This window comes from Pseudomonas sp. TUM22785 (genome assembly GCF_028198105.1).
GTDB classification, from domain to species: domain Bacteria; phylum Pseudomonadota; class Gammaproteobacteria; order Pseudomonadales; family Pseudomonadaceae; genus Metapseudomonas; species Metapseudomonas solani.
Window position 1 is genome coordinate 6,554,068 of sequence record NZ_CP116239.1, and the last position, 26,852, is coordinate 6,580,919.

Annotated in this window: 22 protein-coding genes and 1 tRNA gene; 18 read left to right on the top strand and 5 right to left on the bottom strand. The window is 65.6% G+C overall.

Features of this window, described 5'->3' with window-relative positions; genetic code table 11:
- Positions 1 to 155: 155 nt before the first annotated feature.
- On the top strand, positions 156 to 284 hold the full coding sequence (locus tag PI990_RS29710; protein WP_271659306.1) for a hypothetical protein: 129 nt from the start codon (positions 156 to 158) through the stop codon (positions 282 to 284).
- A gap of 6 nt (positions 285 to 290) precedes the next feature.
- Here PI990_RS29710 and PI990_RS29715 read toward each other — a convergent pair whose 3' ends face one another.
- Genes PI990_RS29715 through PI990_RS29730 form a run of 4 tightly spaced genes read right to left on the bottom strand, consistent with a single transcriptional unit; the run spans position 291 to position 6,354 of the window.
- Positions 291 to 1,475, bottom strand: coding sequence for a hybrid sensor histidine kinase/response regulator (locus PI990_RS29715; protein WP_271659307.1), 1,185 nt, complete (start codon positions 1,473 to 1,475; stop codon positions 291 to 293).
- Entirely contained in the window at positions 1,465 to 2,049 is a 585-nt protein-coding gene (locus PI990_RS29720; RefSeq protein ID WP_271659308.1) for a chemotaxis protein CheB, read from the bottom strand. Before PI990_RS29720 ends, PI990_RS29715 begins: the two co-directional genes overlap by 11 nt.
- Positions 2,046 to 2,864 carry a CheR family methyltransferase gene (locus PI990_RS29725; RefSeq protein WP_021218653.1) on the bottom strand — a complete coding sequence of 273 codons (819 nt, stop codon included), beginning with the start codon at positions 2,862 to 2,864 and terminating at the stop codon, positions 2,046 to 2,048. Before PI990_RS29725 ends, PI990_RS29720 begins: the two co-directional genes overlap by 4 nt.
- A gap of 1 nt (position 2,865) precedes the next feature.
- Complete coding sequence (locus PI990_RS29730; RefSeq protein WP_271659309.1) at positions 2,866 to 6,354, bottom strand: response regulator; 3,489 nt, start codon at positions 6,352 to 6,354, stop codon at positions 2,866 to 2,868.
- A 248-nt stretch (positions 6,355 to 6,602) separates the two neighbouring features.
- Here PI990_RS29730 and PI990_RS29735 point away from each other — a divergent pair, with 248 nt between their 5' ends.
- From PI990_RS29735 to PI990_RS29795, 13 genes are all read left to right on the top strand, one after another.
- Positions 6,603 to 9,149, top strand: a complete 2,547-nt coding sequence (locus PI990_RS29735) for a hybrid sensor histidine kinase/response regulator (RefSeq protein ID WP_271659310.1) — start codon at positions 6,603 to 6,605, stop codon at positions 9,147 to 9,149.
- Between the two features lie 265 nt (positions 9,150 to 9,414).
- Complete coding sequence (locus PI990_RS29740) at positions 9,415 to 10,188, top strand: ABC transporter ATP-binding protein (protein WP_271659311.1); 774 nt, start codon at positions 9,415 to 9,417, stop codon at positions 10,186 to 10,188.
- A 17-nt stretch (positions 10,189 to 10,205) separates the two neighbouring features.
- The gene (locus PI990_RS29745; protein WP_271659312.1) at positions 10,206 to 10,958 is read left to right on the top strand and encodes an ABC transporter substrate-binding protein; all 753 of its coding nucleotides are present in this window, start codon (positions 10,206 to 10,208) and stop codon (positions 10,956 to 10,958) included.
- Positions 10,959 to 11,013: 55 nt separating this feature from the next.
- Complete coding sequence (locus PI990_RS29750) at positions 11,014 to 11,709, top strand: ABC transporter permease (protein ID WP_043240512.1); 696 nt, start codon at positions 11,014 to 11,016, stop codon at positions 11,707 to 11,709.
- Positions 11,706 to 12,395, top strand: coding sequence for an ABC transporter permease (locus PI990_RS29755; protein ID WP_271659313.1), 690 nt, complete (start codon positions 11,706 to 11,708; stop codon positions 12,393 to 12,395). Before PI990_RS29750 ends, PI990_RS29755 begins: the two co-directional genes overlap by 4 nt.
- 69 nt (positions 12,396 to 12,464) lie before the next feature.
- Positions 12,465 to 13,721: a methyltransferase gene (locus PI990_RS29760; RefSeq protein WP_271659314.1), complete on the top strand. Its 1,257-nt coding sequence runs from the start codon at positions 12,465 to 12,467 to the stop codon at positions 13,719 to 13,721.
- 238 nt (positions 13,722 to 13,959) lie between these two features.
- A tRNA-Thr gene (locus tag PI990_RS29765) sits at positions 13,960 to 14,035 on the top strand.
- A 163-nt stretch (positions 14,036 to 14,198) separates the two neighbouring features.
- Positions 14,199 to 15,263, top strand: coding sequence for a dTDP-glucose 4,6-dehydratase (gene rfbB / locus PI990_RS29770; protein WP_271659315.1), 1,065 nt, complete (start codon positions 14,199 to 14,201; stop codon positions 15,261 to 15,263).
- Complete coding sequence (gene rfbA, locus PI990_RS29775; protein ID WP_271659316.1) at positions 15,260 to 16,132, top strand: glucose-1-phosphate thymidylyltransferase RfbA; 873 nt, start codon at positions 15,260 to 15,262, stop codon at positions 16,130 to 16,132. The genes rfbB and rfbA overlap by 4 nt, the downstream gene beginning before the upstream one ends.
- On the top strand, positions 16,129 to 16,674 hold the full coding sequence (gene rfbC / locus PI990_RS29780; RefSeq protein WP_271659317.1) for a dTDP-4-dehydrorhamnose 3,5-epimerase: 546 nt from the start codon (positions 16,129 to 16,131) through the stop codon (positions 16,672 to 16,674). Before rfbA ends, rfbC begins: the two co-directional genes overlap by 4 nt.
- The gene (rfbD, locus tag PI990_RS29785) at positions 16,671 to 17,537 is read left to right on the top strand and encodes a dTDP-4-dehydrorhamnose reductase (protein WP_271659318.1); all 867 of its coding nucleotides are present in this window, start codon (positions 16,671 to 16,673) and stop codon (positions 17,535 to 17,537) included. The genes rfbC and rfbD overlap by 4 nt, the downstream gene beginning before the upstream one ends.
- 48 nt (positions 17,538 to 17,585) lie before the next feature.
- On the top strand, positions 17,586 to 19,397 hold the full coding sequence (locus tag PI990_RS29790) for a sensor histidine kinase (RefSeq protein ID WP_271659319.1): 1,812 nt from the start codon (positions 17,586 to 17,588) through the stop codon (positions 19,395 to 19,397).
- Positions 19,394 to 20,770 (top strand): sigma-54-dependent transcriptional regulator, encoded by a 1,377-nt coding sequence (locus PI990_RS29795; protein ID WP_271659320.1) that lies wholly within the window; start codon positions 19,394 to 19,396, stop codon positions 20,768 to 20,770. The genes PI990_RS29790 and PI990_RS29795 overlap by 4 nt, the downstream gene beginning before the upstream one ends.
- Positions 20,771 to 21,075: 305 nt before the next feature.
- Here PI990_RS29795 and PI990_RS29800 read toward each other — a convergent pair whose 3' ends face one another.
- Complete coding sequence (locus PI990_RS29800) at positions 21,076 to 21,438, bottom strand: DUF5064 family protein (protein ID WP_184489755.1); 363 nt, start codon at positions 21,436 to 21,438, stop codon at positions 21,076 to 21,078.
- Positions 21,439 to 21,809: 371 nt separating this feature from the next.
- Here PI990_RS29800 and arcD point away from each other — a divergent pair, with 371 nt between their 5' ends.
- The 4 genes from arcD (at position 21,810) to arcC (ending at position 26,738) form a co-directional block, all read left to right on the top strand.
- On the top strand, positions 21,810 to 23,237 hold the full coding sequence (gene arcD, locus PI990_RS29805; RefSeq protein ID WP_271659321.1) for an arginine-ornithine antiporter: 1,428 nt from the start codon (positions 21,810 to 21,812) through the stop codon (positions 23,235 to 23,237).
- 18 nt (positions 23,238 to 23,255) lie between these two features.
- The gene (gene arcA / locus PI990_RS29810; RefSeq protein WP_021218636.1) at positions 23,256 to 24,506 is read left to right on the top strand and encodes an arginine deiminase; all 1,251 of its coding nucleotides are present in this window, start codon (positions 23,256 to 23,258) and stop codon (positions 24,504 to 24,506) included.
- 107 nt (positions 24,507 to 24,613) lie between these two features.
- Positions 24,614 to 25,624 carry an ornithine carbamoyltransferase gene (locus PI990_RS29815; protein ID WP_021218635.1) on the top strand — a complete coding sequence of 337 codons (1,011 nt, stop codon included), beginning with the start codon at positions 24,614 to 24,616 and terminating at the stop codon, positions 25,622 to 25,624.
- 184 nt (positions 25,625 to 25,808) lie between these two features.
- Entirely contained in the window at positions 25,809 to 26,738 is a 930-nt protein-coding gene (gene arcC, locus PI990_RS29820) for a carbamate kinase (protein ID WP_031287432.1), read from the top strand.
- Positions 26,739 to 26,852 lie beyond the last annotated feature (114 nt).

Here is a 26,852-nt window from a genome sequence, read left to right on the forward strand (position 1 = left end):
GTGGTGCTGGCATCAGCTGGAAGCAAACAGAAAACCCGCCTAGTGCGGGTTTTTTGTTGCCTGCGATTCAGCATCGATAGACGCCAATCCGGGTTTCTGATTGAACGCCCTCACGCCGGTCAGGCTCGAAACAGCATGACCCGAGGAGGTGCGACATGACTGGAAAAGACGACCTGCCGGTGGACAGCGACCCGCAGCGCCCCGGCCGCGATCCCGAACCCGTGGACCCGGATCGCGATGACGGTGAGCAGCCCCGCGACCCGGACGAGTCGCAGGTGGAGTGAAAGGCGTCAGCCCAGGGGCAGCACCAGGCTGAAGGTGGCGCCTTCGCCCTTCTCGCTGGTGACGTCGATGCGCCCGCCGTGGGCGGTGACGATCTGTTCGGAGATGTACAGGCCGAGCCCGAGGCCGGCGATCTTCTCCGAGCCGCTGACCCGCTCGAACTGCTGGAAGATGCGCCGCTGATCGGCAGGCGAGATGCCGACGCCATTGTCGCTGACCTCCACCCGCGCCTCGTTGCCCTCGCTCTGCACACGCACCCGTATCGGCTTGCCCGGCCCATAGCGCAAGGCATTGCTCAGCAGGTTGCTGACCACCTGCTCGATGCGGAAGGCATCCCACACGCCGTGCAGCTCGCCGTCGATCTCCAGGCTCAGCTCGCAGCCAACGCCCTGCATCTGCTGCTCGAAGTTTTCGGTGACGTTGCGCACCAGGCGCCCGAGCTCGGTGCGCTCGGGGCGGATCGACAGCTTGCCGGTGCGGATGCGGGACACATCGAGCATGTCTTCGATCAGGCGGATGAGGCTTCTGATCTGCCGCTCGTCGCGGTCGAACATGGCCTTGAGCTTGTCCTCGCTGAACACCGCGGCATTGCCCTTGGCCATGTACATCTGGCGCAGCTGGGTATCGAGGATCAGTCCGTTGAGCGGCGTGCGCAGCTCGTGGGAGACGATGGACATGAAGTCGTCACGCATCTGCACCGCGCGCTGCAGCTCGGCCTGGGTGGCGCGCAGCTCGGCCAGCAGCGCGTCCTGCTCGCGGCGGCCCTGCTCCAGGGCATCCAGCTGGCAGGCCATCAGCTTGCGCTGGCGGTGCAGCTCGACGAACACCGCCACCTTGCTGCGCACGGCGTGGTGGTCCAGGGGCTTGTAGAGGAAATCCACCGCGCCGCTCTCATAGCCCTTGAAGGCGTAGTTGAGCTCGCGCCCGGCGGCACTGACGAAGACGATGGGGATGTGCTTGGTCTTTTCCGTGCCGCGCATCAGCTCGGCCAGCTCGAAACCGTTCATGCCGGGCATCTGCACATCGAGAATGGCCAGGGCGAACTCGTGCTCCAGCAGCAGCGCCAGCGCCTCGTCGGCCGAGCAGGCCTGGTACACCTGGCGTCCCTCGCCCTTGATCAACGCCTCCAGCGCCAGGAGGTTCTCCGGCAGGTCGTCGACGATCAGCAGCTTGCTCGTTTGGCTAGTCGGCATGGGCGGGGTCCAGTTGGGCCAGGAGTGCGCGAATGCCGCGCAACGGAAGAATATGGTCGGGCACGTGGCTCGCCAGGGCGGCCTCGGGCATGGTCGGCACTTGCGCTTCGAGCGGGTCCTGGACGACGGTCAGGCCACCGCCCTGCTTGATCGCCGCCAGGCCCGCCGCGCCGTCCTGGTTGGCGCCGGTGAGCAATACGCCCACCAGGCGTTCCTGGAAGCAGTCGGCCGCCGATTCGAAGAGCACATCGATGGACGGCCGCGAGTAGTGCAGCGGCTCTTCGCGGCTGAAGGACAGGCTGCGGTCGCGCTCGATGGAGAGGTGGTAGCCGGGCGCGGCGAAATACAGGGTGCCGGGGCGCAGGCTTTCCTTGTCCTCGGCTTCCTTCACCCGCAGCGCCAGGCGCCGGGAGAAAAGATCGGCCAGCAGGCTGTCACGAGACTCCGGCAGGTGCAGCACGCAGACCAGCGGCAGCGCGTAGTCAGCGGGCAGGCCGTTGAACACCGTCAGCAGCGCTTCCACGCCACCGGCGGATGCCCCGACCACCACTGCGTCCCACTGCTGCGTGCTCATAGTTTGCGAAACACCCTTTCCTGGCGGTTGAGCGCCTCGAAGCGGTTGGCGTAGGCGGAGAAGTCCAGGCTCTCCTTGCTGCCCAGGCCGAGGAAGCCGCGGTGGCACAGGGACTCGTGGAAGAGCCCGAGGGCGCGGTCCTGCAACTGCTTGTTGAAATAGATCAGGACGTTGCGACAGGAGATCAGCTGGGTCTCGGAGAACACCGCGTCGGTCGCCAGGCTGTGGTCGGCGAAGGTGACGTTCTCCCGCAGGGCCTTGTCGAACAACGCGCCGTCGTACGCCGCAGTGTAGTAGTCCGACAGCGACCCCCGCCCCCCGGCCTTGCGATAGTTCTCGCTGTACTGGCGCATGTCGTCGAGGGAGTAGATGCCGCGCCGGGCCTTTTCCAGGGACTGCGGGTTGATGTCGGTGGCGTAGATCAGCGTGCGCTCCAGCAGCCCTTCCTCATGCAGGAGGATGGCCATCGAGTGCACTTCCTCACCGGTGCTGCAGCCGGCTATCCATACCTTGATCGAGGGGTAGGTGCGCAGGATGGGCACCACTTCCTGGCGCAGGGCGAGGAAGTAGCTGGGGTCGCGGAACATCTCGCTGACCGGGATGGTGAGGTACTGCAGCAGCTCGTGGAACGCCTGGGGGTCGTGGATGATGCGCTCCTGCAGGGCCGAGATGGTGGCGCACTCGAACTGGTTCAGGGCGTAGAGCACCCGGCGCTTGAGGGAGGAGCCCGAGTAGTCACGGAAGTCGTAGCTGTACTTCAGGTAGATCGCCTCGATCAGCAGGCGCAGCTCGATTTCCTGGGTGCGTTCGGGCATCTCAGATGCGCTCCAGCTTCGGCAGCCAGACGCGGATCAGCGAGAACAGCCGATCCAGGTCGATGGGTTTGGCCAGGTAATCGTTGGCGCCCGCGCGCATGCACAGGTCCTGGTCGTCCTTCATCGCCTTGGCGGTCACCGCGATGATCGGCAGCTTGGCCCAGCGCGCTTCCTCGCGGATCAGGCGGGTGGCTTCGTAGCCGTCCATCTCCGGCATCATCACGTCCATCAGCACCAGGTCGATCTCCGGCACCGCATTGAGCTTGTCGATGGCCTCGCGGCCGTTGCGGGCGATCTCCACCCGCGCGCCCTTCTGCTCCAGGGCGCTGGTGAGGGCGAAGATGTTGCGCACGTCGTCGTCCACCAGGAGGATGCGCCGCTCCTCGAACACCTTGTCGCGGCTGCGGGCGGTCTTGAGCATCTTCTGCCGCTCGCTGGAGAGCTCCGATTCGACCTTGTGCAGGAACAGCGTGACCTCGTCCAGCAAGCGCTCGGGGGAGCGCGCGCCCTTGATGATGATGGAGCGCGAGTATTTCATCAGCTCGGCTTCCTCGTCGCGGGTCAGGTTGCGCCCGGTGTAGACGATGACCGGCGGGAAGGAGCAGATGTCCTCGCTGCCCATGCGCTTGAGCAGGTCGTTGCCCTGCATGTCGGGCAGCTTTAGGTCGATGATCATGCAGTCGAACAGGGTGGAGCGCAGCAGCTCCAGGGCCTGTTCGCCGAACTCGACGGCGGTGATTTCGATGTCGTCGTCGCCGATCAGGCGGGCGATGCTGTCGCGCTGCAGGGCATCGTCCTCCACCAGCAGCACGCGCTTGACCTTCTGGGTGAGCTTGGCCTCCAGCTTGCCGAACACATCCTTGAGCTGGTCGCGGGTGGTGGGCTTGACCGCATAGCCGATGGCGCCCAGGTGCATGGCGGCCTCGCTGAGGTCCTCCACCGAGATGACGTGCACGGGGATGTGGCGGGTGTGCGGGTTGCCCTTGAGGCGTTGCAGCACCGAGAGCCCGGATTCGTCCGGCAGGCGCATGTCCAGGAGGATGGCGTCGGGCGAATGGCCGTCGGCCAGCTGGTAACCCTCGTCGGCACCATGGGCCACCAGGCAGCGGTAGCCGAGCTCGTGGGCCAGGTCATAGAGGATCTGCGCGAACTTGGGCTCGTCCTCGATCACCAGCACGCAGCGCCCGCCCAGGTCGGCCTGGCCACGGTCATCCGGGAAGCTGGGAATGGGTTCGGCACGCGGTGCATCCGGTGCCGGCGGCGGCGCCACGCGCTGTACGGGGCGGCTCTCGACCACCGCCAGGGGCACGGCCTCGGCCTCACCACGGCTCTGGTAGGTTTCCGGCAGCAACAGGGTGAACAGGCTGCCCTTGCCCGGCTCGCTGGACACCAGGATGGAGCCGCCGAGAAGTTCCGCCAGGTCACGGGAGATGGACAGGCCCAACCCGGTGCCACCGAAACGGCGGTTGGTGGTGCCATCGGCCTGGTGGAAGGCATCGAAGATGGGACCGAGCTGGTCGCCACGGATGCCGATGCCGGTGTCGCTGACGGCGAAGGCGATACCGCCCCGGGCACGGCTGACGCGCAGGCCGACTTCGCCCTTGTCGGTGAACTTGAGGGCGTTGGACAGCAGGTTCTTGAGAATCTGCTCCACACGCTGGCGGTCGGTGTAGAGCACGTCCGGCGCATCGGCATCGATGTCGAGGTGGAAGGCCAGGCGCTTTTCGTCGGCCAGGGGCTGGAACACACCCCGCAGCCCTTCCGCCAGGCGCTGGACATTGGTGTTCTCGGCGCGTACGTCGAGCTTGCCGGCCTCGACCTTGGAGATGTCGAGAATGTCGTTGATCAGGTTCAGCAGGTCGTTGCCGGCGGAGTAGATGGACTCGGCGAACTTGATCTGCTCGTCGTTGAGGTTGCCGGCCTGGTTGTCCGCCAGCAGCTTGGCCAGGATCAGCGAGCTGTTCAGCGGCGTGCGCAGCTCGTGGGACATGTTGGCGAGGAACTCGGACTTGTAGCGGCTGGCCCGCTGCAACTCCTCGGCGCGCGCTTCCAGCTCCACCTGGGCCTTGTTCAGCGCGCTGTTCTTGTTGTCCAGGTCGTCGCGCTGGGCCGCCATTTCCTGGGCCTGCTCGCCGAGGCGCTCGTTGGTCTGCTCCAGCTCCGCCTGCTGGGTCTCCAGGTGGGCCTGGGACTCGCGCAGCACGCGGGATTGTTCCTCCAGCTCCTCGTTGGCAGTCTTCAGCTCTTCCTGCTGCACCTGCAGCTCTTCGTTCAGTTGCTGGGTTTCCTCCAGCACCACCTGCAGGCGCTGGCGGTAGCGGGCCGCTTCCAGGGCGGTACCCAGGTTGCCGGCAATCATCTCCAGCAGCGCCGAATCACGCGGCTCGAGGCGGCGCAGGAAGCCCAGCTCGATCACGCCATTGACCTCGCCATCGCTGAAGGTCGGCACCAGCAGCACCGCTTGCGGCTCGACATCGCCCAGGCCGGAGCTGACCTTGATATAGCCGGCCGGCAGGGCGTCGAGCGCACGGATGCGCTTTTCCACCGCCACCTGGCCCACCAAGGTCTCGGTGCTGGCGAAGTTCTGCTCGCGGCTCTCCAGCTCGCGGGAGAAACCGTAGGAAGCGACGCGCTGCAGGCTGCCGTGCTCGTCACGGCCATAGAGCGCACCCACCGCCATGTCCAGGTAGCCGGCCAGGAACTCCAGCATGTTGCGCCCCAGCACCGGCGGGGTCTGCTGGCCGATGATGCGTTCGGAGAGCAGCGCCTGGCCGTCCCGCAGCCAGGCCTGGCGTTGCAGGTGCTCACTGTGGGCCCGCTGCTGGGCGAGGGACTCGCTGTAGGTGGTGGAGAGGGACAACAGCTCGCGGCGCCCGAAGAACGCCAGCAGGCCGCTGAAACTCAGGCTGAAGAGCAGGTAGAGGGCGATGGTGAGGATCGCCGTATCACTGGCCTTCTCGTTGCGCTCGTGGCGCAGCTGGCGCTCCAGGTTGATGAAGATGCGGTACTGCTCGCGAACGGCATCCACCAGTTGCTTGCCCCGGCCCTCGCTGACGGCATCGACGACGTTCAGGCCATCGCGCTTGCGGTCGATCATCTCCTTGGCGAAACGGTCCCACTCCTCCTGCAGCGCCTCGATGGTGCGCACGCGCTCCACCTGGGGCGGGTTGTCCTTGACCATCTCGCGCAGGCCGGACATGGCCGCCTTGATGCGCGGCCGCGCCTGCTCATAAGGCTGCAGGAAGGTGGCGTTGCCGGAAATCAGGTAGCCGCGCAGGCCGGACTCCTGGTCCACGGACAGGCGCAGGCCGTCGTTGGCATTGCTGATCACGATATCGGTGTGCTCGACCCAGCTGAGCACATAAAGCAGGTAAGAGATCAGCGCGACGAAAAGCATGGCGCCAAGCACGCCGACGCCCAGCGGCAGGGCGACGTTGCGCGCGAGGATGCGCCGAAAGCTCTTCTCGTCGGTGGAGTTCATGGTGGTCATCTGTGTTCCCTGGCCTGGTGCCTAAAATCACCGATCTGTTGGGGATATCGGAGGGTTCCGCATGTTAATGCGCTGACCTTCTTTAACCAATCACCCTCTTCACATGGCACATCGACACCAAGGGCAGAGGTTCCGCTTGGAACACCGGGAGGGGGAAAAAGGTTCATTAAAAAATACGGAATCTTTCCAAGTCGGGAACTTCTAAGACGATCAGCCCCGAAAAGCGCACGAGCGCCGCAGAAGAACCGATGGACGCGAGCTCAAACGATCACGCCTTCCCCGCCCCGCCACCCACCGCTGCCGCAGCAGGGGACTTCCTCAACAGCGTCGGGGAAATGGCACCGCTGATCCGCGCCCACGACTGGGGCGTCACCCCGCTGGGTGCCCTGCAGGACTGGGCCGCCCCGCTGAAGTCCATCCTCGGCGTAGGGCTCAATTCGCGCTTCCCGGTATGCATCTATTGGGGCCGGGACTATCACCTCCTCTATAACGACGCCTACAGCGCCATCCCGGGCGACAAGCACCCCTGGGCCCTGGGCCGGCCGGCGCGGGAAGCCTGGGCGGATATCTGGGACACGCTCGAGCCCATGTTCGACGGCATCATGCAAACCGGCGTCGCGGTGCACGTCGAGGACGGGCTGCTGCCGATGCAGCGCTTCGGCTACGTCGAGGAGTGCTACTTCAACTACAACGTCAGCCCGATTCTCGGCTTCGACGGCCGCCCGACCGGCCTGTTCAACACCGTCATCGAAACCACCGTGCAGGTCATCGAAGCGCGGCGCAGCCGGCTGCTGGGCGAACTGCGCGCCAGTACCCGCACCGCTGCCAGCCCCGCAGAGGCCTGCCGCCTGGCGGAGGAGGTGCTCCGCGGCGCCGCCGCCGACCTGCCCTTCTGCCTGCTTTACCGCCTCAACGCCGAAGGGCGGGCCGAGCTGGCCCTCTGCAGCGGCCTGGAACCGGGCGATGCGCTGGCTCCCCTGGAGTTGGCCCCGGGCACGGCGCCCTGGGCAGCGACCGCCGCTGGCGACACCCTGGATATCGAGCTGGAGCGACCGCAGTCGCTGCCGCCCTGGCCGGAGCCGGTCACCCGCGCGCGGGTGCTGCCCCTTATTGCCGATGGCGCCGATGATCGCCCCCTGGGCGTGCTGGTGTGTGCCATCAGCCCGCGACGCCCGCTGGATGCACGCTACCGGCGCTTCCTCGACGAGCTGGCGGAAAGCCTCAGCGGCGACCTGGCACGGGCAGCCCGCCAGGCCGAAGAGACGGACCGCCTGCATCAACGCACCCTGGAGCGCGACCGCATCTGGAACCTCTCCCTGGACCTGCTCTGCGTCGCCGACCAGCAGGGCCGCCTGCTCAGCATCAACCCGGCCTGGACCACGACCCTGGGCTGGAGCGAGGAAGAACTGCTGGGTCGCACGACGCACTGGCTGGAGCACCCGGACGACATCCCCAGTACCGACCAGACCCGCCAGGAACTGGCCGGGGGCCTGAGGATCCGGCGCTTCGAGAACCGCCTGCGGCACCGCGACGGCAGCTACCGCTGGCTGTCCTGGAGCGCCACGCCGGAGAACGACATCCAGTACGGCAACGGCCGCGACATCACCGAGGAAAAACGCACCGCCGAGGTGCTGCGACGCACCGAAGAGGCGCTGCGCAACGCCCAGCGCATGGAGGCGGTCGGGCAGCTCACCGGCGGCATCGCCCACGACTTCAACAATCTCCTGGCGGGCATCCGCGTCGGCCTCGACCTGATCCGCCGGCGCCTGCCGGACGAATCCCGCCAGGACCTTGAGCGCTTCATCGACGCCGCCACCGACTCCGCCGAGCGTGGCGCCGCGCTGACCCACAACCTGCTGTCATTCGCCCGCCGCCAGGCCCTGGATATACAGCCGATCCGCCTTGACGCCTGGCTCGCCGAACATCGCCCACACCTGGCGGAACGCGCCGGGCCGGCGGTGAAGCTGGTGCTGCAGGTCGACCCGCTGCCCACCACAGCCCTGTGCGACGCCGAACAGCTGTGCAAGGCACTGGAGCACCTGGTGGACAACGCCCGCGAGGCGATGCCCGACGGTGGCCAGCTGCTGATCCGCGCCAGCGCCCCGGAAGAAAGCGCCGAAGGCGCGGAGCCGGGCCCGGGCGATTATCTGCTGCTGGAAGTGCATGACACCGGCCGAGCCATGGACGAGAGGGTGCTGAGCCACGCCTTCGAACCCTTCTTCACGACAAAACCGCTGGGTCAGGGAAGCGGGCTGGGGCTGTCCATGGTATATGGCTTCATCAAACAGACCGGTGGCCAGGTCCGCCTGCAAAGCGGCGCCGGCCAAGGCACCCGTGTCAGCCTTTATCTACCGCGAGGTCCCGTTTTGTCGGAACAACAACAAAGCCCAGTCGAGCAGCCCACAGGGGCGGCCAACCGTGAATCCATTCTGGTGGTGGAAGACGCCGACGTGGTGCGCATGCTCACGGTCGAGGTGCTGGAAGAGTTCGGCTACCAGGTGATGGAGGCCTGCGACGGCCAGCAGGCGCTGGCCATCCTGCGCAGCGACGCGACCATCGACCTGCTGCTCACCGACATCGGCCTGCCCGGCATGAACGGCCAGGAGCTGGCGGCCGTGGCCCGCAACCTGCGCCCGGGCCTGCGCGTGCTGTTCGCCACCGGCTATGCCGAGATCGTCAGCATCGACGGCAGCGAGCTGGCCACCCAGATGGACATGATCGCCAAACCCTTCTCCATCGACGAACTGCGCGAGAAGGTCTCCAGCCTGCTGGAAGGGCGTGGCAAGGCCCGCTGAAACACCCTCTCTGGCCAGCGCCTGGCACTGGAATTGCGAGCGTTTTGCGCGTAGGGTGCGCCGCCTTTGCGTCGAACCCAGGCAAAAACCGTCTTTTCTTGCGTTTGCGCGACAATCGGCTGCATCCATGCGACAAGCCCCACAAGCGAGCCGGCGCGGTGCCAGTACCGCCCTTGGCGCCCCTTGGGGCCTATGCTAGGTTGGCCTCCTTCGCCAGGAAGGCCGATCGCAGCCGGAGCGCATCCGAACAATAAGAGGAACCCCCATGGCCGAGGCCACGCCCGCGCTAGAAATCCGCAACCTGCACAAACGCTACGGCGATCTAGAAGTGCTCAAGGGCATCTCCCTTACCGCCCGTGATGGTGACGTCATCTCCATCCTCGGTTCTTCCGGCTCCGGAAAATCCACCTTCCTGCGTTGCATCAACCTGCTGGAAAACCCCCACCAGGGCCAGATCATCGTCGCTGGCGAAGAGCTCAAGCTGAAACCCGCCCGCTCCGGCGAACTGGTCGCCGCCGACGGCAAGCAGATCAACCGGCTGCGCAGCGAAATCGGCTTCGTGTTCCAGAATTTCAACCTGTGGCCGCACATGACGGTCCTCGACAACATCATCGAGGCGCCGCGCCGCGTGCTGGGCCAGAGTCGGGCAGAGGCCACCGAAGTTGCCGAGGCCCTGCTGGCCAAGGTCGGCATCGCCGACAAGCGCCACGTTTACCCCGCCCAGCTCTCCGGCGGCCAGCAGCAGCGCGCGGCTATTGCGCGCACTCTGGCGATGCAGCCTAAAGTGATTCTGTTCGACGAACCCACCTCGGCGCTCGACCCCGAGATGGTACAAGAAGTGCTTAACGTGATCCGCGCGCTCGCCGACGAGGGCCGGACCATGCTGCTGGTAACCCACGAAATGAACTTCGCCCGCCAGGTTTCCAGCCAGGTGGTGTTCCTCCACCAGGGCCTGGTGGAAGAGCAGGGGCCGCCACAGCAGGTGTTCGACAACCCGACCTCGGCGCGCTGTAAACAATTCATGTCCAGCAATCGCTAAACACGGAGCAACATCGCATGAAGAACTACAAGAAGATCCTGCTGGCCGCTGCCGCCACCCTGGCCTTCGGGACCAGTGCCGTCGCCGCCGATAAACTGAAGATCGGCACCGAAGGCGCCTACCCGCCCTTCAACCTGATCGACGCCAGCGGCCAGGTCGGCGGCTTCGACGTCGAAATCGCCCAGGCCCTCTGCGCCAAGATGAAGGCCGAATGCGAAGTGGTCACCTCCGATTGGGACGGCATCATTCCGGCCCTGAATGCCAAGAAGTTCGACTTCCTCGCCGCGTCCATGTCGATCACCGAAGAGCGCAAGCAGGCCGTCGACTTCACCGACGCCTACTACACCAACAAGCTGCAGTTCATCGCTCCCAAGGACGCTGACTTCAAGACCGACAAGGCCAGCCTGAAAGGCAAGGTCATCGGTGCCCAGCGCGCCACCATCGCCGGCACCTGGCTCGAAGACAACATGGCCGAGGTGGTCGACATCAAGCTCTACGACACCCAGGAAAACGCCTACCTGGACCTGTCCTCCGGCCGCCTCGACGGCGTCCTGGCCGACAAGTTCGTCAACTGGGAATGGCTGAAGAGCGACGCCGGCAAAGGCTTCGAATTCAAGGGCGAGCCGGTGTTCGACAACGACAAGATCGCCATCGCCGTGCGCAAGGGCGACCCGCTGCGCGAGAAGCTGAATGCCGCACTGAAGGAAATCGTCGCAGACGGCACCTATAAGAAGATCAACGACAAGTACTTCCCTTTCAGCATCTATTGATGCCGCCTGACCGGCGCCGCCCACGCGGCGCCGGTCCCCAGCAGTAGCCTTGCAGATGAACCTCGACCTCTACGGATTCGGCCCCGCCCTGGCGGCCGGCACCCTGATGACCATCAAGCTGGCGCTTTCCGCGCTGTCGCTCGGTCTGGTGCTAGGCCTGCTCGGTGCGCTCGCCAAGACTTCCCCCAAAAAGCCGCTGCAATGGCTTGGCGGAACCTACTCCACCCTGGTGCGCGGTGTGCCGGAGCTGCTGTGGGTCCTGCTGATCTATTTCGGCACCGTGAACCTGATGCGCTCCATCGGCGAACTGATCGGCGTGCCCGGCCTGGAACTCTCGGCCTTCGCCGCCGGCACCATCGCCCTCGGCCTGTGCTTCGGCGCCTATGCCACCGAGGTGTTCCGCGGCGCCATCCTGGCCATCCCCAAGGGCCACCGTGAGGCCGGCCTGGCGCTGGGCCTTTCCGGCTCGCGCATCCTCATGCGCCTGATCCTCCCGCAGATGTGGCGCATCGCCCTGCCCGGCCTCGGCAACCTGTTCATGATCCTGATGAAGGACACCGCGCTGGTCTCGGTGATCGGCCTCGAGGAAATCATGCGTCGCTCGCAGATCGCCGTGACCGCCAGCAAGGAGCCCTTCACCTTCTATATGGTGGCGGCCTTCATCTACCTGGGCCTGACCATCCTCGCGATGATCGGCATGCACTGGCTCGAAAAACGCGCCGGACGCGGCTTCAAAAGGAGCGCGGCATGAACTGGGACGTGATCATCAAATACCTGCCGCGCCTGTGTGACGGTGCGCTGCTAACCCTGGAGCTGGTGGCCATCGCCGTGGTCGCCGGGCTGATCCTCGCCCTGCCCATGGGCATCGCCCGCTCCTCGCGCCACTGGTACGTGCGCGCCCTGCCCTACGGCTACATCTTCTTCTTCCGTGGCACGCCGCTGCTGGTCCAGCTGTTCCTGGTCTACTACGGCCTCGCCCAGTTCGACCTGGTACGCAAGGGCCCGCTCTGGCCCTACCTGCGCGACCCGTTCTGGTGTGCCGTCATCACCATGACCCTGCACACGGCGGCCTATATCGCCGAGATCATCCGCGGCGCCATCCAGGCCATCCCGCCGGGCGAGATCGAAGCGGCGCGGGCGCTGGGCATGTCGCAGCTCAAGGCGCTGGTGCACATCATCCTGCCGCGCGCGGCACGCATCGGCCTGCCGGCCTACAGCAACGAAGTGATCCTGATGCTCAAGGCCAGCGCCCTGGCCAGCACCGTGACCCTGCTGGAACTCACCGGCATGGCCCGTACCATCATTGCCCGCACCTACCTGCCGGTCGAAATCTTCTTCGCCGCCGGCATGTTCTACCTGGTGATCGCCTTCCTTCTGGTGCGCGGCTTCCGCCTGCTGGAACGCTGGCTGCGCGTCGACGCCTGCCAAGGCCGCTGACCGGGCGCCGCCCCTCGCCACGAGGGGCGGCGTTATACTGCGCGCCCGACCATCTTCCCCTTCCTCGCCATGCCAAGCCCCGCCCCCCTTCAGGGCTCACTGCTGCTCGAACGCTTCACCGCGCTGGATGAGTTCCTCAGCCAGGGCTACCCGCTGTGGCACCCGGAACCCTTCACCGAGTTGCGCCTGGGCTGGGAAGACGAACTGCCCGAACTGGCCCACTGGCTACGCGGCCGCAGCCTGGAGCAGGCGGAAGCGAGCCATGGCCTGCTGCACCTGCCCGACGCTCCTGCGCCCTTCCCCGAGCTGGCGGCTCGCTCCCATGAGCTGGCCGATACCGGCGCATTCGATAACGCCCCCGAGCGCCAGTGGCCGTCCGCCCTCTGTCTCGATGTGCCCGGTCGCAAATGGCAGCAGATCCAGGCCTTCGCCGGCAGCCTGCAATTCAGCCGGGCGCCCCGCCACTGGCTCGACTGGTGCGCCGGCAAAGGCCATCTGGGCCGGACACTGGCCCACCCCGACGCAGTACTCACCTGCCTGGAGTTCGATCCGCTGCTGGTGGAAGACGGCCAACGCCTCAGCGAACGGCTCGGTCTCGCGGCCTCGCACCGCCTACAAGACGTGCTGGCCACCGACACGGCGACGCAGCTGCGCCCCGAACACACCGCCATCGCCCTGCATGCCTGCGGCGACCTGCACGTCCGCCTGCTGCAACTGGCCACTGACCAGGGCTGTGGACAACTCGCCATCGCCCCCTGCTGCTACAACCGCATCACAGAACAGCACTACCAGCCCCTCTCCACCGCCGCGCAACGCTCCACCCTGCGCCCGGATCGGCGGGACCTGCGCCTGGTACAGAGCGAAACCGTCACCGCCGGTGCGCGCGTCCGCCGCCAACGCGACCAGTCCATGGCCAGGCGCCTGGCCTTCGACCTGCTGCAGCGGGAACAACGCGGCCTCGACCAGTACCTGCCCACACCCTCGCTACCGGTGAGCTGGCTGGAAAAGACCTTCGAGCGCTACTGCCACGACCTCGCCCAGCTCAAGGGCCTGGCTGCGCCTGCTCCGCGCGACTGGGCCAGGCTGGAGGCCCGGGGCTGGCAACGCCTGGCCCAGGTACGCAACCTGGAGCTGCTGCGCGCCCTCTACCGCCGCCCCCTGGAAATCTGGCTGCTGCTAGACCGCGCCCTGTTTCTTCAGGAGCGCGGCTACCGGGTGCAGGCCGGCCGCTTCTGCGAACACCGCCTCACCCCCCGCAACCTCTTGCTACTCGCGGAGCGCAGCGAGTTGCCCACAGAACCTGTGGATAACTTTGTTGATGAATGATGAGCAACTGCCCGAACGCCCACCCCGGCAAGGCTTGCTGAGAATTGATCGCTTTTTGATCAAAAAATAAAACATCCAGAAAACAGCCAGTTACGCGGTTCCGCGACCTGAATCACAGTTCACGAGTACTTCCGTGCCAAAAACCACTCACTTGTGCATAAGCCTGCGCATTCTGATTCTGAGCAGCAGCAACAGGTGGTTTACTCGGCTCAACCAATCGCTATAATGGCCGCCCCTTGCCGGTATAGCTCAGCTGGTAGAGCAACTGACTTGTAATCAGTAGGTCCCGGGTTCGACTCCTGGTGCCGGCACCAAAGCATAAAAAAGCCCCGCAGCGATGCGGGGCTTTTTACTTTGGGTGTCTTCTTTCACGCAAAACGTAAATGTCTCACTCCTAGCTACTGCTGTTTCAGAGCGAGTTAATTTCCGTAGTGATCGTCAGCGGATATCATCGTTTTTTTTAGTTGAGGTTCAGGGATGCACATTCTCATCACCGGAGGAGCAGGCTTCATCGGCTCCGCACTCGTAAGGTACCTGCTGAGCGAAACCGATCATGAGGTGCTCAACCTCGACAAGCTAACTTATGCTGGCAACCTCGAGTCCCTGGCAACTGTCGCTGGCCATCCCCGCTACCAGTTCCTCCAGGCCGACATCGCCGACAGCGACGCCGTCAACGCCGCCCTGCAGCGCTTCCAGCCCGATGCCATCATGCACCTGGCCGCCGAGTCCCATGTCGATCGCTCCATCGACGGCCCGGCCGAATTCATCCAGACCAACATCGTCGGCACCTACGCCCTGCTGGAAAGCGCCCGGGCCTATTGGATGGGGCTGGACGCCGAGCGCAAGGCGGCCTTCCGTTTCCACCACATCTCCACCGACGAGGTGTATGGCGATCTGCATGGCGTGGACGACCTGTTCACCGAGACCACGCCCTATGCGCCCAGCTCGCCCTATTCGGCGAGCAAGGCCGCGTCCGATCATCTGGTCCGCGCCTGGAACCGCACCTACGGCCTGCCGGTGCTGTTGACCAATTGCTCCAACAACTACGGCCCCTATCACTTCCCCGAGAAGCTGATCCCGCTGATGATCCTCAACGCTCTGGAAGGCAAGCCGCTGCCGGTCTACGGCGACGGCCTGCAGGTACGCGACTGGCTGTTCGTCGAGGACCACGCCCGGGCCCTGGTGGAGGTGGTCAGCCGTGGCCAGGTCGGCGAGACCTACAACATCGGCGGCCATAACGAGCAGAAGAACATCGACGTGGTGCGCGGCATCTGCGCCCTGCTGGAAGAGCTGGCACCTGCCAAGCCCAACGGCGTCGCCCGCTTCGACGAGCTGATCACCCACGTGAAGGACCGTCCGGGTCACGACCTGCGCTACGCCATCGACGCGAGCAAGATTGAGCGCGAACTGGGCTGGACGCCGCAGGAAACCTTCGAGAGCGGCCTGCGCAAGACCGTGCAGTGGTACCTCGACAACCTGGAATGGTGCCATCGCGTGCAGGACGGCAGCTACCAACGTGAACGCCTGGGAGCGCAAGCATGAAAGGCATCATCCTCGCCGGTGGCTCCGGCACCCGCCTGCACCCCATCACCCTCGGCGTATCCAAGCAGTTGCTGCCGATCTACGACAAGCCGATGATCTACTACCCCATCTCGGTGCTGATGCTCGCCGGCATCCGAGAGATCCTGGTCATCTCCACCCCCCAGGACCTGCCCCAGTACCGCAACCTGCTGGGCGACGGCAGCCAGTTCGGCGTAAATTTCAGCTACGCCGAGCAGCCTTCGCCGGATGGCCTGGCCCAGGCCTTCCTGATCGGCGAGGAATTCATCGGCAGCGATTCGGTCTGCCTGATCCTCGGCGACAACATCTTTCACGGGCAGCACTTCACCGAGAAGCTCAAGCGCGCGGCCGAAGGCAATAAAGGCGCAACCGTGTTCGGTTACTGGGTCAATGATCCGGAGCGCTTCGGCGTCATCGAGTTCAACGAGCAGGGCCAGGCCATCTCCATCGAAGAGAAGCCCGCCAAGCCCAAGTCCAGCTACGCCGTCACCGGTCTGTACTTCTACGACAACGACGTGATCGACATCGCCAAGGCGGTGAAGCCTTCCCACCGTGGCGAGTTGGAGATCACTGACGTCAACAACGCCTACCTGAAGCGCGGCGACCTGCGTGTCGAGAAGCTCGGCCGTGGCTTCGCCTGGCTCGACACCGGTACCCATGACAGCCTGCTGGAAGCCTCCCAGTACGTGCAGACCATCGAACACCGCCAGGGCCTGAAGGTCGCCTGTCTGGAGGAAATCGCCTTCCAGAATGGCTGGATCGACAAGACGCTGCTGCTGGAGCGGGCCAAGGCCTTCGGCAAAACCGGCTATGGTCAATATCTCTATAAGCTGGCTGGAGAACAGGCATGAAGGTAATCGCCTCCGAGCTGCCGGAAGTGCTGATCCTCGAACCCCGCGTCTTCGGCGACGAACGCGGGTTCTTCATGGAGAGTTTCAACGCCAAGGCTTTCGAGGAGGCGACCGGCCTCAAGCGTGACTTCGTACAGGACAACCATTCGCGCTCGCAGAAGGGTGTGCTGCGCGGCCTGCATTATCAACTTCAGCAGGCGCAGGGAAAGCTGGTACGAGTCACCGCCGGCGAGGTGCTCGACATCATCGTGGACGTACGCCGCAGCTCGCCTAACTTCGGCCGTTGGGTCGGCGTACGGCTCTCCACCGAGAACAAGCGCCAACTCTGGATTCCGGAAGGCTTCGCCCATGGCTTCGTCGTGCTCAGCAATTTCGCCGAACTCCTCTACAAGACCACCGACTACTACGCCCCCGCCCACGAGCGTTGCATTCGCTGGGATGACCCGACCCTGGCCATCGACTGGCAGCTCAGCGAAGCGCCCCAGCTTTCCGCCAAGGACCAGGCCGGCCTGAGCTTCGAAGAGGCCGACGTATTCCCATGAAGATCCTCATCACCGGCCACAGCGGCCAGGTCGCCCGTGAACTGCGCCTGGCCCTGGCCGATCAGGCCGAACTGCTCGTCCTCGGTCGCGACCGCCTGGACCTGGCCGACAGCGACGCCATCCGCCGCCTGGTACGCGCCGAGCGCCCCGCACTGATCATCAACGCTGCCGCCCACACCGCCGTGGACCAGGCCGAAAGCGAGCCCGAGGCCGCCTTCGCCCTCAACGCCACCGCCCCCGGCGTGCTGGCCGAGGAAGCCGCCGCCCTGGGCGCACCGCTGATCCACTACTCCACCGACTACGTCTTCGACGGCAGCAAGAACGCACCCTACACCGAGGACGACCCGCCCAACCCGCTGGGCGTCTACGGCCGCAGCAAGCTGGCCGGGGAAGCGGCGATCCGCGCGGTCGGCGCTGCGCACCTGATCCTGCGCACCAGCTGGGTCTACTCCCTGCACGGCCGCAACTTCCTGCTCACCATGCAGCGCCTGCTGCAGGAGCGCGATCACCTGCGCGTGGTGGCCGACCAGATCGGCGCGCCCACCTGGGCCGGCAGCATCGCCACGGCCACCGCCGCATTGATCCAGCGCTGGCAGGACGGCCGCCAAGCCTGGGGCACCTACCATTTCAGCGCCGGCGGCGAGACCTCCTGGTTCGGCTTCGCCAGTGCCATAGCCGATACGCTCAAGGCCGAAGGCAAGCCCTGCGCCAGCCTGGAGCCCATCCCCAGCAGCGCCTATCCCACGCCTGCCCAACGCCCGCTCAACTCGCGGATGGACGGCGGCAAGCTGCTACGCGACTGGGACGTCGCCCTGCCCGACTGGCGCCTGGGCCTGGACGAGTGCCTGCGTCACCCTCGCTGAGCCCGCCGGTGTCATAATGCGCCGCATCCCCGGCGCATTCCGACACCCATGACCGCCAACGCCCTACCCTATCGTCCCCGCTGGCGCAGCCTCGTCCTGCTGGCCCTGGTCCTGGCGCCCTTGCTGTGGCCGGCCCACCACCTGGCTGAGCGTTACTACAACCAGGCCCTGGCCGAGCAGAACCGGCAGACCCTCGACCTCTACGTCGCCAACCTGCTGGGCACCCTGCGCCGCTTCGAGGTGCTGCCGCCGATCCTCGCCGACCTGCCGGCACTGCGCAGCCAGCTGGCGGACCCAAAGGACCCGGCCCGCCTGGACGCCGCCAACCGCCTGCTGGCCGAAGTACGCGACGAGACCGGCGCCGACGTCATCTACCTGATGAACCCCCAGGGCACCACCCTCAGTTCCTCCAACTGGGACAAGACGGACAGCTTCGTCGGCCGCGACTTCGCCTTCCGCCCCTACTACCGCGAGGCGCTCATGGGCCGCCAGGGCCGCTTCTTCGGGCTCGGCACCACCTCCGGCAAGCGCGGCTATTTCTATGCCAGCCCGGTGCGCGACGGCCAGGCGGTGATCGGCATTCTGGTGGTCAAGGTTGACCTGGACGACGCCGAATCCCTCTGGGGCAACACCCCCGAGCAGTTGCTGGTGACCGACTCCAACGGCGTGGCGATCATCACCTCGCGCCCGCAATGGCGCTTCCACGCCACCCGCGAGCTGGACAACGCCGAGCGCGCCGCCATCTCCGCCAACCAGCCCTATCCGACCCAATCCCCCGAGCCCATCCGCCTGCGTCCGGGCGAATGGATCACCCAGAGCCGTGAGCTGCGCGAAACCGGCTGGACGGTCAGCATCCTCGCCCCGCAGGTGCTGGTGGACCGCCAGGTGCGCACTACAGACGCCATCGCCGCCGCCACCCTGCTCGCCCTACTGCTGCTGCTCGGTCTGATGATGCAGCGCCGTCGCCACTACCTCGACCGCATCGCCCTCGACGCCCGTGCCCGGCGCGAGCTGGAGCTGCGCGTGCAGGAGCGCACCCAGGACCTGGAAGCCCTCAACAGCCGCCTCAAGGTGGAAGTGCTGGAGCGCGAGCAGGCCCAACAGGAACTGGTCCGCGCCCAGGACGAAGTGGTCCAGGCCGGCAAGCTCTCCGCCCTCGGCACCATGTCCGCGAGCATCAGCCACGAACTCAACCAGCCCCTGGCGGCCATCCGCAGCTACGCCGACAACGCCGGCGTGCTGCTGGACCACGAGCGCTACGACGACGCCCGCGGCAACCTGCGGCAGATCAGCGAGCTCACCGGGCGCATGGCCTCGATCATCGCCCACCTGCGCGCCTTCGCCCGGCGCGACCGCCACGCCCCGGAAAGCGTCGCCCTGCAACCGGCGCTGGACGATGCCCTGTCGCTGCTGGCCAAGCGCCGCCGAGCGATGGACGTGGAGCTGATCCGCGACATGCCCGAAGCCCAGCTCTGGGTCCAGGCCGGCGAAACCCGCCTGCGCCAGGTGCTCGGCAACCTGCTGGCCAATGCCCTCGACGCCCTGGGCGAGAAGCCCCATCCCCGGCGCATCTGGCTCAGCGCCGAGACCGATGCCGAAGGCGTGACCCTGACCCTGCGCGACAACGGCCCCGGTTTCAGCCAGGAAGCCTTGCAACGGGCCCGCGAGCCCTTCTTCACCACCAAGACCAGCGCCCAGGGCCTCGGCCTCGGGCTGGCCATCTGCGACAGCCTGATCCGCGCCCTCGGCGGCGAACTGCTGCTGGCCAACCACCCCGAAGGCGGCGCCCTGCTGACCCTGCGCCTGCGCTCCGCCATCCCTGGCGCCAACCCCCTCTCACCCGAGGACCACTCCGCATGACCCAGCCCATCGAAGCCGGCATCCAGGTCCTGCTGGTCGACGACGACCCGCACCTGCGCCAGGCCCTGAGCCAGACACTCGACCTTGCCGGCCTCAAGGTCCTCACCCTGGGCGATGCCAATGGCCTGGCCGACCGCCTGCCCGCCGACTGGCCAGGTGTGGTGGTCAGCGATATCCGTATGCCCGGCGTCGACGGCCTCGAGCTGCTGCGCCAGCTCCACGAGCGCGACGCCCAGTTGCCCGTACTGCTGATCACCGGCCACGGCGACGTCCCCCTGGCGGTGCAGGCCATGCGCGCCGGTGCCTACGACTTCCTGGAAAAACCCTTCGCCAGCGAAGACCTGATCGACAGCGTGCGCCGCGCCCTCGACCTGCGCCGCCTGGTGCTGGAGAACCGCAGCCTGCGCCTGGCCCTTTCCGATCGCCAGCAGCTCAGTGGCCGCCTGGTGGGCCAATCGCCAGCAGCTCAGCGCCTGCGCGAGCAGATCGGCGCCCTCGCCGGCACCAGCGCCGACGTGCTGATCCTCGGTGAAACCGGCGCCGGCAAGGAAGTGGTCGCCCGCGCCCTGCACGACCTGTCCGCGCGCCGCGACGGCCCCTTCGTCGCCATCAATGCCGGCGCCCTGGCCGAGTCGGTGGTGGAAAGCGAGCTGTTCGGCCATGAGCAGGGCGCCTTCACCGGCGCGCAGAAACGCCGCATCGGCAAGTTCGAGTACGCCAATGGCGGCACCGTGTTCCTCGACGAGATCGAGAGCATGAGCCCGGACGTGCAGGTCAAGCTGCTGCGCCTGCTGCAGGAGCGCGTGGTCGAACGCCTCGGCGCCAATCAGTTGATCCCCCTCGACATCCGCGTCATCGCCGCCACCAAGGAAGACCTGCGCCAGGCCGCCGACCAGGGCCGCTTCCGCGCCGACCTTTATTACCGCCTCAACGTCGCCAGCCTGCGCATCCCGCCGCTGCGCGAGCGCGGCGAAGACATCCTGCTGCTGTTCCAGCACTTCGCCGAAGCGGCGGCCACCCGTCACGGAAGCCCGCAACGTACGCTGGACAGCTCCCAGCGCGCCCTGCTGCTGACCCACGATTGGCCAGGCAACGTCCGTGAACTGCAGAACGCCGGGGAGCGCTTCGCCCTGGGCCTCGACCTGGCGCTGGACAACGGCACGCCAGACCTGCCCGCCAGCAACGGCGGCGGCCTGAGCGAGCAGGTGGAAGCCTTCGAGCGGGCGCTGATCCTGGCCGAGCTGGGCAACCCGCACAATTCGATGCGCAGCCTGGCCGAAGCCCTGGGCCTGCCGCGCAAGACGCTCTCGGACAAGCTGCGCAAGCACAACATCAGCTTTGGCGGCGGAAATCCCGCAGAAGAACAGGACTGATCGGCGACTTTCCGCTCAAAGAAAGCAGCTGCCCACCGCCCGCGCCAGCAATGGCGGGCCTTCCGGGCGCTGGCACAGGCCTTGCTCCATGCACAGCATCTCAACGCTTAGGCGTTGACCAGGGCCCCCTCCCCGGGATGCCCGCCCGCAACGGCCACAAGCCGCCACCGGGTTTCTTTCCCCAGCGCAGCCTCGGTCCTCCCCGGCCCTGGCGGCAGGCGACGGTCCATCAGCCCATCGCCTTCCACGTCGACCCCGGCCTCGCGCCGGGTTCGTCGTTTCTGTCTCGCGGAAATCCGTCTTCCCTAGGGTCGCTCCAGCAGAAAGCGCTCCAGATCAACCGGTGTACCCGGCTCGGCGTGCAATTTCTCCCGGAGGTCGGCGAACACCCGTTCGTAGTCCCGGTGCCCAGCCAGGGGCACCATCAGGTGCGGCTCAAGGCCGTGGTGGCGCAGACGCCGGCAGGCGCTCTGCAGAAAGTTGTAGGCAACGTCGCGGTGCAACTCGAAGCACTCCTGGAAGGAACGACCGCTGATATCGCCCCTGAGATCGAAGCGCACGTAAGTCCCCCAGTCGCGCTGCTCGACCTCATAGTCCAGATCGATGTGATAACCAGGCCAAGGGCCTACAGGGTCCCTGACTATTTCAAGGTGTCCCGGACGAAACATATTCAACCTCCTATGGAAAGTTGAAGTAAGAAACTGTCTACCTCGCTGACTTATATCCGTTCGGAATCAACTCAATCCCTGACAATTCCCATATAAGCAAATGGCATTTCGCCATATTTCTTACAACAAATACTTACAACTTGAACTGTCACGAAAACCAACTAGTTTGAACGGGGCGCCGCCTGGGATGGCCTGCCGCCCCCTCTAATTTGCTCGCTCCGAGCATGCCTCCGAAGCCGCCACGCTCCCTCCGAACTCTGTAAGGAAATTGTCCCGCGCGGATTGATAGCTAGCTATTGACCTACGTCATAACTCTTCCCTGAAAGGAAGAGCCAACTAAGCACAGTTCCTACTCCTACTGGAGGTGCAAGATGTCAGACTCCACCCAAAAACTCCGACTAGGCGCTTTGGTGGCGCTGGTGGTTGGCTCAATGGTCGGCGGCGGGATCTTCTCGCTGCCGCAGAACATGGCAGCCAGCGCCGATGTCGGCGCCATCCTCATCGGCTGGGGCATCACTGCCGTCGGCATGCTCACCCTGGCCTTCGTGTTCCAGACCCTGGCCAACCGCAAACCCAACCTCGATGGCGGCGTGTACGCCTACGCCAAGGCCGGCTTCGGCGACTACATGGGCTTCTCCTCGGCCTGGGGCTACTGGATCAGCGCCTGGCTGGGCAACGTCGGCTACTTCGTCCTGCTGTTCAGCACCCTCGGCTACTTCTTCCCCATCTTCGGCGAAGGCAATACCCCGGCGGCCATCATCGGCGCCTCGGTGGTGCTCTGGGCCGTGCACTTCCTGGTGCTGCGCGGGATCAAGGAGGCGGCCTTCATCAACCTGGTGACCACGGTCGCCAAGATCGTGCCGCTGTTCCTGTTCATCCTGATCTGCCTGTTCGCCTTCAAGCTGGACATCTTCACCGCCGACATCTGGGGCTCGATGAACCCCGACCTCGGCAGCGTGATGAACCAGGTGCGCAACATGATGCTGGTCACCGTCTGGGTGTTCATCGGCATCGAGGGCGCGAGCATCTTCTCCGCCCGTGCCGAGAAGCGCAGCGATGTCGGCAAGGCCACCATCATCGGCTTCGTCACCGTGCTGCTGTTGCTGGTGCTGGTGAACGTGCTGTCCCTCGGCATCATGACTCAGCCGGAACTGGCCAAGCTGCAGAACCCGTCCATGGCGGCGGTGCTGGAGCACGTGGTCGGCCACTGGGGCGCGGTGCTGATCAGCGTCGGCCTGATCATCTCCCTGGTCGGTGCCCTGCTGTCCTGGGTGCTGCTGTGCGCGGAGATCCTCTTCGCCGCCGCCAAGGACCACACGATGCCGGAGTTCCTCCGCCGCGAGAACGCCAACCACGTGCCGGCCAACGCCCTGTGGCTGACCAACGCGATGGTGCAGCTGTTCCTCATCGTCACCCTGTTCAGCGCCAGCACCTACCTCTCGCTGATCTACCTGGCCACCTCGATGATCCTGGTGCCCTACTTCTGGTCTGCCGCCTACGCCCTGCTCCTGCCCATCCGTGGCGAGACCTACGAACAGGACGGCCGTGACCGCAACAAGGACCTCGCCATCGCCGGCGTCGCCCTGGTCTACGCCGTGTGGCTGCTCTACGCCGGCGGCGTGAAGTACCTGCTGCTCTCGGCCCTGCTCTACGCCCCCGGCGCGATCCTCTTCGCCAAGGCCAAGCACGAGCTCGGCCAACCCATCTTCACCAACGTTGAGAAGCTGATTTTCGCCGCCGTGGTCATCGGCGCGCTCGCGGCGGCCTACGGCCTCTACGACGGCTTCCTGACTCTGTAACTCGTAAGGAGACCTGCCATGTCCAAAGTCAAACTCGGCGTTCATTCGGAAGCCGGCAAATTGCATAAGGTGATGGTCTGCTCGCCGGGTCTGGCCCATATGCGCCTGACCCCCAACAACTGCGACGAGCTGCTGTTCGATGACGTCATCTGGGTCAACCAGGCCAAGCGCGACCACTTCGACTTCGTCACCAAGATGCGCGAACGCGGCATCGAAGTGATGGAGATGCACAACCTGCTCACCGACATCGTGCAGAACCCCGAAGCCCTGAAGTGGATCCTCGACCGCAAGATCACCGCCAACCAGGTCGGTGTCGGCCTGACCAACGAAGTGCGCTCCTGGCTCGAAGGCCTGGAGCCGCGCAAACTCGCCGAGTTCCTCATCGGCGGTGTCGCCGGCTCCGACCTGCCGGACAGCGAAGGCGTCAGCGCGATCAAGATGTACCGCGACTACCTGGGCCACTCCAGCTTCATCCTGCCGCCGCTGCCCAACACCCAGTTCACCCGCGACACCACCTGCTGGATTTACGGCGGTGTGACGCTCAACCCCATGTACTGGCCGGCGCGACGTCAGGAAACCCTGCTCACCACCGCCATCTACAAGTTCCACCCCGAGTTCACCAACGCCGAATTCGAAGTCTGGTACGGCGACCCCGACAAGGACCACGGCAGCGCCACCCTCGAAGGCGGTGACGTCATGCCCATCGGCAACGGCGTGGTGCTCATCGGCATGGGCGAGCGCACCTCGCGCCAGGCCATCGGCCAACTGGCCCAATCGCTGTTCGCCAAGGGCGCGGTAGAGAAGGTGATAGTCGCCGGCCTGCCGAAGTCCCGCGCGGCCATGCACTTGGACACCGTCTTCACCTTCTGCGACCGCGACCTGGTCACGGTCTTCCCGGAAGTGGTCAAGGAGATCGTCCCCTTCATCCTCCGCCCGGACGAAAGCCGCCCCTACGGCATCGACATCCGCCGCGAGGAGAAGAGCTTCATCGACGTGGTCGCCGAGTCCCTCGGGCTCAAGCAACTGCGCGTGGTGCAAACCGGCGGTGACAGCTTCGAGGCCGAGCGCGAACAGTGGGACGACGGCAACAACGTCGTCTGCCTGGAGCCCGGCGTGGTGGTCGGCTACGACCGCAACACCTACACCAACACCCAGCTGCGCAAGGCCGGTGTCGAGGTGGTGACCATCAGCGCCAGCGAACTCGGCCGCGGCCGTGGCGGTGGCCACTGCATGACCTGCCCGATCCTGCGCGACCCGATCGACTACTGATCCAAAAAGCCGAACCCCGGCGGCCGCTACCCGCGGCCGCCCTTCCCGCCAGCCACGAGCTGTTCTGACGGGAGCCGGATTCCGACCTGCCCAAAAGGAGAAAGACCATGGCTTTCAACATGCACAACCGCAACCTGCTCAGCCTCATGCATCACAGCACCCGTGAGCTGCGGTACCTGCTGGACCTCTCCCGCGACCTGAAACGCGCCAAGTACACCGGCACCGAGCAGCAGCACCTGAAACGCAAGAACATCGCACTGATCTTCGAGAAGACCTCCACCCGCACCCGCTGCGCCTTCGAGGTCGCCGCCTACGACCAGGGCGCCAATGTCACCTACATCGACCCCAACTCCTCGCAGATCGGCCACAAGGAGACCATGAAGGACACCGCCCGCGTGCTCGGGCGCATGTACGACGCCATCGAGTACCGCGGCTTCAAGCAGGAGATCGTCGAAGAGCTGGCCAAGTTCGCCGGCGTCCCGGTGTTCAACGGCCTGACCGACGAATACCACCCCACCCAGATGCTCGCCGACGTGCTGACCATGCGCGAGCACAGCGACAAGCCGCTGCACGACATCAGCTACGCCTACCTGGGCGACGCCCGTAACAACATGGGCAACTCGCTGCTGCTGATCGGCGCCAAGCTGGGCATGGACGTGCGCATCGCCGCGCCCAAGGCGCTGTGGCCGGAAGAAGAGTTCATCGCCCAGTGCAAGCAATTCGCCGAGGAAAGCGGCGCGCGCATCACCGTCACCGAAGACGCCAAGGCGGCGGTCAAGGGCGTCGACTTCATCCACACCGACGTCTGGGTCTCCATGGGCGAGCCGGTGGAAGCCTGGGGCGAGCGCATCAAGCAACTGCTGCCCTACCAGGTCAACGCCGAGATGATGAAAGCCTCCGGCACCGCGCGGACCAAGTTCATGCACTGCCTCCCGGCCTTCCACAACAGCGAGACCAAGGTCGGCAAGCAGATCGCCGAGCAGTATCCGCACCTGGCCAACGGCATCGAGGTGACCGACGACGTGTTCGAGTCCCCGGCCTGCATCGCCTTCGAGCAAGCGGAGAACCGCATGCACACGATCAAGGCGATTCTGGTCTCGACCCTCGCCGACGTCTGATTCCAGAAATCCACGGGGGCGCTGGCTTTGTCGGCGGCACCGCGCGGCTCCTCACCGTACCGGGGTACGGGTCGTCGCAGCTCGCTTGCCTTCACGCCACCATCCCCTGTGGCTTCCTGGAATATCCGAGATTCGGAGAAGGAGCGGGAAACCGCCCCCTCTCCACCGCAACAGGAGAACAATCATGCGAATAGTCGTCGCATTGGGCGGTAACGCCCTGCTGCGCCGTGGCGAACCCATGACGGCGGAGAACCAGCGCGAGAACGTGCGCATCGCCGCCGAGCAGATCGCCAAGATCCAGCCCGGCAACGAGCTGGTGGTCGCCCACGGCAACGGCCCACAGGTCGGCCTGCTGGCCCTCCAGGGCGCCGCCTACACGGCGGTCAGCACCTACCCGCTGGACGTCCTCGGCGCCGAGACCGAGGGCATGATCGGCTACATGATCGAACAGGAACTGGGCAACCTGCTGCCCTTCGAAGTGCCCTTCGCCACCCTGCTCACCCAGGTGGAAGTGGACGCCAAGGACCCCGCCTTCCAGAAACCCACCAAACCCATCGGCCCGGTGTACTCCCGGGAAGAGGCCGAGCGCCTCGCCGAGGAAAAGGGCTGGACCATCGCCCCCGACGGCGACAAGTTCCGCCGCGTGGTGGCCAGCCCCCGGCCCAAGCAGATCTTCGAGATCCGCCCGGTGAAATGGCTGCTGGAAAAAGGCTCGGTGGTGATCTGCGCCGGTGGCGGCGGCATCCCCACGCTCTATGACGACAACGGCAAGCTCAAGGGCGTCGAGGCGGTGATCGACAAGGACCTCTGCTCCGCGCTGCTGGCCGAGCAACTGGAGAGTGACATCCTGGTGATCGCCACCGACGTCGACGCGGCCTACATCGACTGGGGCAAGCCGACCCAGAAGGCCATCGCCGAAGCCCACCCCGACGAACTCGAGCGCCTCGGCTTCGCTGCCGGCTCCATGGGGCCCAAGGTCCAGGCTGCCAGCGAGTTCGCCCGCAACACCGGCCGTGCGGCGGTGATCGGCTCCCTCGCCGATATCGAAGCCATCGTCCAGGGCAAGGCCGGCACCCGCGTCAGCACCGCCAACCCCGGCATCAGCTACCGCTGAGGCCCCTCACCCACGGAGCCGCACCAGCGGCTCCGGCTCTTCCCCGCCCTCGCGACCACGCCCAGCGTCCATGCACACGGGCAGTACCGATCAATCCTCAAGTGACTCGACAGT

Coding starts and splice junctions, on each gene's coding strand:
- arcC (WP_031287432.1), top strand. CDS start 25,809: ATGCGAATAGTCGTCGCATTGGGCGGTAACGCCCTGCTGCGCCGTGGC.
- PI990_RS29800 (WP_184489755.1), bottom strand. CDS start 21,438: ATGTTTCGTCCGGGACACCTTGAAATAGTCAGGGACCCTGTAGGCCCT.
- PI990_RS29815 (WP_021218635.1), top strand. CDS start 24,614: ATGGCTTTCAACATGCACAACCGCAACCTGCTCAGCCTCATGCATCAC.
- PI990_RS29755 (WP_271659313.1), top strand. CDS start 11,706: ATGAACTGGGACGTGATCATCAAATACCTGCCGCGCCTGTGTGACGGT.
- PI990_RS29740 (WP_271659311.1), top strand. CDS start 9,415: ATGGCCGAGGCCACGCCCGCGCTAGAAATCCGCAACCTGCACAAACGC.
- rfbB (WP_271659315.1), top strand. CDS start 14,199: ATGCACATTCTCATCACCGGAGGAGCAGGCTTCATCGGCTCCGCACTC.
- arcD (WP_271659321.1), top strand. CDS start 21,810: ATGTCAGACTCCACCCAAAAACTCCGACTAGGCGCTTTGGTGGCGCTG.
- PI990_RS29720 (WP_271659308.1), bottom strand. CDS start 2,049: ATGAGCACGCAGCAGTGGGACGCAGTGGTGGTCGGGGCATCCGCCGGT.
- PI990_RS29730 (WP_271659309.1), bottom strand. CDS start 6,354: ATGACCACCATGAACTCCACCGACGAGAAGAGCTTTCGGCGCATCCTC.
- PI990_RS29735 (WP_271659310.1), top strand. CDS start 6,603: ATGGACGCGAGCTCAAACGATCACGCCTTCCCCGCCCCGCCACCCACC.
- PI990_RS29795 (WP_271659320.1), top strand. CDS start 19,394: ATGACCCAGCCCATCGAAGCCGGCATCCAGGTCCTGCTGGTCGACGAC.
- arcA (WP_021218636.1), top strand. CDS start 23,256: ATGTCCAAAGTCAAACTCGGCGTTCATTCGGAAGCCGGCAAATTGCAT.
- rfbA (WP_271659316.1), top strand. CDS start 15,260: ATGAAAGGCATCATCCTCGCCGGTGGCTCCGGCACCCGCCTGCACCCC.
- PI990_RS29760 (WP_271659314.1), top strand. CDS start 12,465: ATGCCAAGCCCCGCCCCCCTTCAGGGCTCACTGCTGCTCGAACGCTTC.
- PI990_RS29750 (WP_043240512.1), top strand. CDS start 11,014: ATGAACCTCGACCTCTACGGATTCGGCCCCGCCCTGGCGGCCGGCACC.
- PI990_RS29715 (WP_271659307.1), bottom strand. CDS start 1,475: ATGCCGACTAGCCAAACGAGCAAGCTGCTGATCGTCGACGACCTGCCG.
- rfbC (WP_271659317.1), top strand. CDS start 16,129: ATGAAGGTAATCGCCTCCGAGCTGCCGGAAGTGCTGATCCTCGAACCC.
- rfbD (WP_271659318.1), top strand. CDS start 16,671: ATGAAGATCCTCATCACCGGCCACAGCGGCCAGGTCGCCCGTGAACTG.
- PI990_RS29710 (WP_271659306.1), top strand. CDS start 156: ATGACTGGAAAAGACGACCTGCCGGTGGACAGCGACCCGCAGCGCCCC.
- PI990_RS29745 (WP_271659312.1), top strand. CDS start 10,206: ATGAAGAACTACAAGAAGATCCTGCTGGCCGCTGCCGCCACCCTGGCC.
- PI990_RS29725 (WP_021218653.1), bottom strand. CDS start 2,864: ATGCCCGAACGCACCCAGGAAATCGAGCTGCGCCTGCTGATCGAGGCG.
- PI990_RS29790 (WP_271659319.1), top strand. CDS start 17,586: ATGACCGCCAACGCCCTACCCTATCGTCCCCGCTGGCGCAGCCTCGTC.